This window comes from uncultured Cyclobacterium sp. (assembly GCF_963976465.1).
Lineage (GTDB): Bacteria > Bacteroidota > Bacteroidia > Cytophagales > Cyclobacteriaceae > Cyclobacterium.
On the sequence record NZ_CAXBOC010000263.1, the window covers coordinates 1 to 7,683 of the forward strand.

At 40.7% G+C, this 7,683-nt stretch carries 8 protein-coding genes; 3 read left to right on the forward strand and 5 right to left on the reverse strand.

Translation table 11 applies throughout. The features are described from left to right. Window positions 1–971, reverse strand: a 971-nt coding sequence (locus AAC037_RS14795) for a beta-ketoacyl synthase N-terminal-like domain-containing protein (protein ID WP_339903707.1), incomplete at its 3' end; no start/stop codon positions are given. A 3-nt stretch (window positions 972–974) separates the two neighbouring features. Continuing rightward, window positions 975–1,694: a sterol desaturase family protein gene (locus tag AAC037_RS14800; protein WP_339903708.1), complete on the reverse strand. Its 720-nt coding sequence runs from the start codon at window positions 1,692–1,694 to the stop codon at window positions 975–977. A 181-nt stretch (window positions 1,695–1,875) separates the two neighbouring features. On the opposite strand from AAC037_RS14800, the gene AAC037_RS14805 reads away from it, so the two are divergent. The 3 genes from AAC037_RS14805 to AAC037_RS14815 are packed head-to-tail and all read left to right on the forward strand — an operon-like array spanning window position 1,876 to window position 3,455. After that, window positions 1,876–2,622, forward strand: a complete 747-nt coding sequence (locus AAC037_RS14805; protein WP_339903709.1) for a YHYH protein — start codon at window positions 1,876–1,878, stop codon at window positions 2,620–2,622. 45 nt (window positions 2,623–2,667) lie between these two features. Then, window positions 2,668–3,261, forward strand: a complete 594-nt coding sequence (locus tag AAC037_RS14810) for a hypothetical protein (protein ID WP_339903710.1) — start codon at window positions 2,668–2,670, stop codon at window positions 3,259–3,261. A gap of 26 nt (window positions 3,262–3,287) precedes the next feature. Further along, on the forward strand, window positions 3,288–3,455 hold the full coding sequence (locus AAC037_RS14815; protein ID WP_339903711.1) for a hypothetical protein: 168 nt from the start codon (window positions 3,288–3,290) through the stop codon (window positions 3,453–3,455). 159 nt (window positions 3,456–3,614) lie between these two features. On the opposite strand, the gene AAC037_RS14820 is transcribed toward AAC037_RS14815, so the two are convergent. Genes AAC037_RS14820 through AAC037_RS14830 form a run of 3 tightly spaced genes read right to left on the reverse strand, consistent with a single transcriptional unit; the run spans window position 3,615 to window position 7,637 of the window. Further along, window positions 3,615–4,226, reverse strand: a complete 612-nt coding sequence (locus AAC037_RS14820) for an HmuY family protein (protein WP_339903712.1) — start codon at window positions 4,224–4,226, stop codon at window positions 3,615–3,617. 20 nt (window positions 4,227–4,246) lie between these two features. After that, window positions 4,247–6,544 carry a TonB-dependent receptor gene (locus AAC037_RS14825; protein ID WP_339903713.1) on the reverse strand — a complete coding sequence of 766 codons (2,298 nt, stop codon included), beginning with the start codon at window positions 6,542–6,544 and terminating at the stop codon, window positions 4,247–4,249. A gap of 43 nt (window positions 6,545–6,587) precedes the next feature. Continuing rightward, a complete protein-coding gene (locus AAC037_RS14830; RefSeq protein WP_339903714.1) occupies window positions 6,588–7,637 on the reverse strand; it encodes a ChuX/HutX family heme-like substrate-binding protein in 1,050 nt (349 codons plus the stop codon). Window positions 7,638–7,683 lie beyond the last annotated feature (46 nt).

Consider the following 7,683-nt stretch of genomic DNA (forward strand, 5'->3'; position numbering starts at 1 on the left):
CTTTCACTAAGGTTGCTAAACCATTTTTCATCGGCAATGGCCCCGCCGCCTTTTTGCATCAATTCCTTAATGCTGTCTTTAAAAACCTCCGAAGAGTAATGGCAACAGAGCCAATCTACTTCCGAAACTTTTACTTTTCCCTGGTCGATTAATTCAAAGTAGTGGCCCACACCTGTCTTTATAACCTTGTCTAAAAGCCGTGTATCTTGATGCAAATTGATGGCTCCTGCTTTGGAAGCTTCCTCATAACTTGGGTAATCAAGCCAGGTTTTCTCTGCCTCATCTTTGTTATCAGTTTTTCCGGTATACATGCAAAGTGGGAATTCATTGGCATATGACTTTATGTCGATCCAATCAATTCTTAAAGAAAGTCCTTTTAAGTTTTCCTTGTTTTGCAAGACAAAAGCCCCCGCCCCATCAGAAAGCATCCAACGTAAAAATTCTGCATCAAAAGGCAAGGTTTGCACCCCTTGGGCATCAAACCTTGAAGCCTTAAACATCCTGCTTGGCAGCTCACTGCCTACGCAAACTGCGTTCTGTTTTTGCTCGCTTCTGATCTGCGCAAATGCATTCTTTAATGCCATTACTCCACTGGCACATACACTTTGAAAACCGGCCAATTCACAGCGATTAAAGGCTAATCCTGCATGTACCATACTGGCAAAACCCGGTATGGGCAAATCTCCCTGGCTAGTCCCCGTACACAATAATTCCACATCCGAGGACTTTAACTCGCTTCTTTTTAAAGCATTTTTAATTGCATTTACAGCCAATTCAGCATTCGAATGGGTGGTTTCTTGCGCTTTAGTTAAGGCAAAATACCTTGTTTTGATTCCATTTTGACTCAGTATCCTCTTTTTTACCCTACTCTCCTTTCCATCAATTTTTCCCAGGAAATCTTCTATTTCTTCATTGGATACCGGCTGATTGGGCAGGTAGGTACCCATCGCAGTTATGTACACCTCATTCATTTCTTATTTCTTTTGTCCGTCAAATATCCTGTCCAGAAAGTTTAAAGCAAAACCATAGTTCTTCCTACCCTTGCCATGGTGTTCATTGTGGAAGGTGCCAAAGTGCTTCCACCCTTCTCCTATTCCATTGCCAAACCTATAATTGCAATGCCCAGCAAAATTCAGGAGTATGCTCACCAATGGAAAGGTAAACACCGCAAAAATGGAGAAGGGTATAAACGGCATTATTGTCAATGGCACTGTGCTCAATAGTAAAGCTTCAAACCAGTGGAAGCTATACACCGAATATACGGTTGGAGTATAAGATTTATGGTGAATATAATGCACATGCTTCATCATAAATCTTCGATGCATTAATCGGTGTACGAGATAAAAGTGCAGCTCGTTCCACAAAACCAGTACAATGATTCCTCCCAATACTGAATACCAAGTATTGGGTAGTAAATATATTACCCCATTTCGTATCAAGAAGACAATGGGTAAAATAGAAAAGCCAAAGACGATAATTGACCTAAAAGAATGCTTGATTTCAAAGGCAACCTGCAGGTAGGAAACCTTTTCGGAACTTATTTTATGCAGCATATTACGGGATTCCAAAAGCCGACAAACCGCCAAAAACAAGGGGGCTAAACCAAAGTACAAAAGCAAAAAATAGCCAAAGGAAAGACCAAATAATGTAAAATAAGAATAATCATAAAGTATATGTTTTACAAAAAGCTCCATTGGGTATTATTCTTTTTCTCAGTCCGCAGCCATCTTTTTTCCCACTGCCAGGGAATTCTTAACTCAATATTTAAGGGTCACTTTTCTTCTAAATCTTAATAAAAAGATAAAAAGTTAAATGATCTAGAAAAATATTAAAAATTTCCCGAAGGGTTTAAGACCAACTTACGACAATAGTAATATGAGAAAATTATTGTATTTATTTGTATTGATTGGCATCGTTTCATGCAAAAAAGAAATGGTTCCGGTGAGCCCTGGAAATATTTCCATTGCAGAAGTAGTTCAGGCCAATTTTAAAAACAATTATACTCAGGAGGTTAGTGTACAGGTTAGCGAAGAAAATATCACCATTAATAGCACAGGCTTACCTGATCACAAAACACCATACTGGGGTAGAGGTCATGAAATGTATGAGGAATTTCCCGGAAGCAACCATGCAAATAGGAATAAAACCATGACTTCATTTAATTATAAAATGACCATCCCTATATATCCCAATGAAAGTAAATTCAAGGAAGAAACATCCTTAGGACCGGTTGGAATGGCTTTAAATGGTGTACCCATTTACAATGATTATGAAGGGGGCGGCGTATTGCAGGAAAATGCTTGGAGCACCTTTGATGCCTCCGGAGGGCATCCCGGGCCAAGAGAGGATTATCATTACCATAGCGAAGTAGTCCACCTCACTGTTAATGATGACAATCTAATCGGATTTTTAAGAGATGGGTTCCCCGTATATGGCCGGAAGGATATGGATGGATCTTATCCTAACGACCTGGACGAAAATGGAGGGCATACCGGTACCACATCAGATTTTTCTGAAAGCATTTACCATTACCATATCAGCAATGAAGTTTATTCAACTTCCAGTCTATATGTTATCAAATCCGGGGCCTATCATGGAAGCAAAGGCACTTTCACTCAATAGATAATGGGGATTCATTCTTCCGATCTTATCAAAACTTTATTGGTGATGCTATGTTACATAGGGATAAGTGCATGTACGAATACCGGAGAAATGGAAACCCTGGGTGGGGAGCTTAATTATAAGATTGACACTTCCGGAATCCCAAGGGACACCATAGATTTTAATGCCCCGGGCCTGAGCTACAAAAACGGGTACTATTATTTATCAGGTGAAAAGTATTCAGGAATTGTTCACAAAAATCAAATCGGTTTCAACATTGTCACCTATAGTTCGATTTATCTGGGCATGTTGCACGGTAGTTACAGAAGCTATTATCCCAGTGGAAAGCTTTTTGAAATTCGCATGTATAGAAACAACCTTTCCGTAGGTAAGCAGTTGGGTTACTGGGAAGAAACGGGGAATTTAAAATTTGAGTACAATTATTACAATGATAAAAAGGAAGGCGAACAAAAAAGTTGGTATGCCGATGGGTCCTTGGCTTACACTTATCATTACAAAGACGATAAGCAAGAAGGCCTACAACAAGCCTGGCGGAAAAATGGCAGTTTGTATAGAAATTTTGAAGTGCATAATGGTACTCGATATGGGTTACAAAAAACCACCATATGCTATGAGTTAGAAGATGAGAAAATAAAATAACTACCTATAAAGAACATACCTATTCTATGAAAAATTTAAATCGGATCCTTCAAAATAAAAAACTAAAGGTTAACTATTACGGAAACTTTCTTGATCGCTTGAAAAAAATCAATGATGAGCTGGAAGAAGTAAAAAAGTCCCTGCCAAATATCAGAGATATCAACAAGGACTCAAAAACTGAAGCAAGCAATTAAAAATATATTCCGGTATATGCTATAGGGTTCTCTAGGTTTCTCAGCTAGGGTACCAATCTATAGAAAACCAGGCTGTCTGTAGATTTATCCTACATTGAAATTGAAAGCGGTATCGAAGGAACGATTCAGGGAATAGTAAGTCTATTGCAGGTTTGGGATTTATTCGAATTTGGTTGTTCCATTCGGCTGAAGCACATATTGAAAGGTATAAGTTGCACCTTCAGCCGTGAGCGGATCTAGTTCTTCATCAGAAGGATTTCCTTTATAATAGCTTAAAATTTCCACCTTTGCATAATTACCCGAGCTAGTCTGTAATAAAATCACCTTACCGGGAATAGGCTTTATGGCATGGGTGGTTGGGTTATAGCTGTACCAACCGTTCCCACTGCCTGTGGGAATTGCCAGGGTCGTTTCGGTATCCATGGCAAATGTTGCGGTTTCAGGTATTTCTTTAATTTGCTGAAAAACCCCATCCACCAATGCTGCACTCACATTTTTGGCCGCATTGGCTCGGATAGTAGTGCCTTTAAAGGCCACATCCCAACTCTCGTCCTCAGTCGTTACTCTGTTTTCTGATAAACTGTAGTACTGAAAAGGCTTCTCCTCTAATACTTGCCCCGTACTTCTGTCGATTACATCATTGGGAGCTGAAAGGTCTTCTACCATTTCTGCCACCAATGGCAATTGAGGCTCCTCCTCTGGTTCAGGATCACAAGCCATTAAAACGAATATAGCTAAGCTAAAAGACATAAACATTGATAAATTTTTCATTTGATGTATGGTGTTATAGTTTATAAATTTAATAGTGGTATTTTGATCCCTACAAAGAGAAGTCTTCCCGGCATATTGGGCTGAGTAATACTGGTTTTGTCCAACAGATTATTCACCCCTGCCTCTAGGAAAATTCCATTGCTGAAGCTTTTTGTTGAGGTCAGGTTTATGGTATACCAGCCGGGAGCATACTCTGCCTCATCATCCAAAATCAGGTTGCCATTCAAATCTGAAAAACCGAATTGTCCCCTGCATATCAGTCGTAAAGCCCAATTAATTCCTGTGCGGTTTTCCAAGTAATTAACCTTCAGGTTTCCACTGTGCTTGCTCCTGTTAAATAGTCCACCATAATCTGCCTTGCTTAGGCGAACGGTTTGGTTATTGGCATCTTTCTTAAACATATTGCCCTTCGCAATCTGATCCATTACGTCCAAATCCCGGGTGTCCAAAAAGGCATAACCGGCACTGACGCTAAAGTTATCGTTGTATTTAAAGCTGACATCTAAATCCAAACCTTGGGTGACCACTCTGCTGATATTGAAGTAAGAAAAGGCATTTTGTCCCGAGACCAGCTGGGCAATGGGTGCCGTTTCAATCATGTTCTGCAAATCGTTTCTAAATAAATTTGCTTTGATTAGCAAGGAGGTTACTGGTTTCCACCGAACACCGGTGTTAATTGCCCAAGAATGTTCGGCTTGTAATTCTCCCAAATTCTCCGGTTGAATTAATCGCCGTGCAACCAATCCTTTGGCTTCAAGGTCTGCCAATCCATCTTCTGCCAATTTTGCCCCAAACACATAATATCCGGCAGAAGCATTATTGAAGTTTAGAAGCAGTTGCCTGAAGTCCGGTGCCTTAAACCCGGAACCAATGGATACTTGCCAGCTAAATTTATCCGAAAACCGATATTGACCGGAGAGTTTTGGGCTCAGCCGATTTCCATAGACGCTGTGAAAGTCTCCCCTTGCACCGGTTACAATGTTTACCTTATCGGAAGGATCCCATTGATGTTGCAAATAAAAGTAAGTTGCGTCAAAATGGTTTTTGTCATCGTATCGGGTGGCTTCCACTGACTCGCCCGAAAAGCCCAAACCAAGACTTATCAATTGCTTCTTGTCAAATTGGTAATCGGTCTGCAGCTCTGTTCGCTGATAGAATTGTCGAAAATCCTGAATATCAAATACAGTCCCTTCTTCCTGGTACTTGGATAATGAATTGGTAGTAAATACAGAACTCATGTTCCTAAGGGTAAATAACCATGCATTATTGGGCTTGTACCTTAACGTAGGATTGATATTGATTTCATCGCGTTGGTCGGTTACATCTAATAATTCTGTCCCTGAATTTTCTATTACCTCCAAGACCCCTGAAGCTTCTTCGGTATATCCACGCAAGAATAAATTAAAGCTCAAGCCGGTACCCAATTTGGCACCTAACTTTACTTGCCCACTGTGTGAGCTGTAGGGATTTTGAGTATACCCCGTCACCTCAGGACTTAGGTCATAACCGTCTGTCTTATAATAATCATAGAGCACATCTATGTTCCAGTTTTTCTCCCTTAAGCCAAAGTCCAGGTAAGGGTTCCATGTATTCAAGCTACGCTGTCTCATGCCAAGATCTATTTTCTTCCCCTGACCTCCGGATTTGGTGATAATGTTCACCACACCGGCCATGGCTTCGCTGCCGTAAATGGCACTGGCCGGACCCTTTAAAATCTCAATCTTTTCAATATTGGATACAGAAATGCGATTCAAATCAAAAGTACCGGCCGTCCTGCCAATTAAAGGCTCCCCATCGAGTAAAATAAGGATATAGTCTGTATCGAGCCCCTGCATTTGCAGGCCTGTACCATGGTTGGAAACAATTTGTAAGCCTGTATGCTCACTCAATACTTCTGAAAGCCGGACAGCTCCGGTCTCCTGAATTGCCTGATTACCAATCACAGTTACCGGCATGGGTAAATCTTCTATGGTGCGGTCCGTACGAGTGGCTGAAACCACCACCTCATTCAGTTCCCCTTCCTTCTCTTTCAATACAATCACTTCAGCTTTCTCCCACTCGTCCCAACTTAAATGCCTGGACTCGTATCCAAGGGCAAAAACCAATACCGAATCGCCGGAATTTAGTTGTGCCATATGAACTTCCCCCGAAGACCCGGCAACAACGGGTGGGTATTTGTCCACTTGCACCATTGCCTGCGACAAGGGTATTCCCTTATTGTTTACAATGATTTTGTCTCTTTCCAACCCATGTCCTATTAAAGGGTAAAGAAGAAATAAAATCATCATGTTAAGTTTAATTAGATTAATTCTAATCATAAGTTTAAAATTTTTTAGCAGGGGATTTCTCCCTGCTATTTTCTCAACTCAAGCCATCTATTAGGCTTTTCCAAGCCGGATTTTGCGGGATTCCGGGTTTCCTCAATCCAAAAAACTGAGCGACCATCTCCCCTTTTTGATCAAATATTTCTAAGGCAGAAACAAGTCCATCTGTTGTATTTTTATGAACAACAAAAGCTTTGTCGATCACCTGCTCATTAAGGTGCATATTGAAATCCGGATCCATTACATTGAGCCAATCACCCAACTGTTTTATTTGTTTCACCTTGCCCTGATGAATTTGGATATTCCCCCTATTTCCGGCAAAAATCATGATCGGAAGCTCCGATTCAGCAGCGAAATTCACCACTTTCCTGGCAGATAATTTATCTACGGGATAAGCCCACTTCTCTCCTATCCACTCCACCGCATTCATGCGATTCAACTTGTACTTTCGCAGCATACCAAAGAAATCATGGGTGTCTTTCATGTTTTCCCAGTCTGAAGTAAAGCCTTCAAAATCCAAATCTTCTCTAGGTGTATATTCCGGTACCTCATAAGAAACCGGTTTCGGGGCTGCAGACTGATCAGGGTGCATATGTTCTTCAATCAACAAATTGGCGAAAGCTTCATCGGATTCTTCTTGAATATAGACTTTCATTATTGCATCCCCTTGTCCATCAAAATACTGTAAGCTAAATAAAGGTCCCCTGGGGCTTTCATTCCGCACAGCAAAACCATATTTCCATGCGCTAAAAAACACCCTTTGCTCAATGGGACCGATTACTGTTGCAATTTGGTGGGGGCCTGCTCCATGAATTGCTATTTTTTGAAACCTTCCTTTGTGTTCCAACACACAGCCTTCACTCCTGGTAAGGGCCATAACCTTCCCTAGCTTAGGGAATTTTTTAACTTGATCGATAAAATCTTCAGATAATCGGACCACATTTTGTCCAATTCCGGTGGCGATTAACTCCGCTTCTGAAGCATTTAACTGCTTGGCAGCATCCCTAATCCTAAGTTTTGGATTTTGAGTTTTCAATGATTCCCAAGATGCCTTTAGCGTATTCAAAGTGCTGGATATGGTTTCCATTTTATTATTTTATTTAAGCGTTTAATTAATTTCCAAAAAACCAACT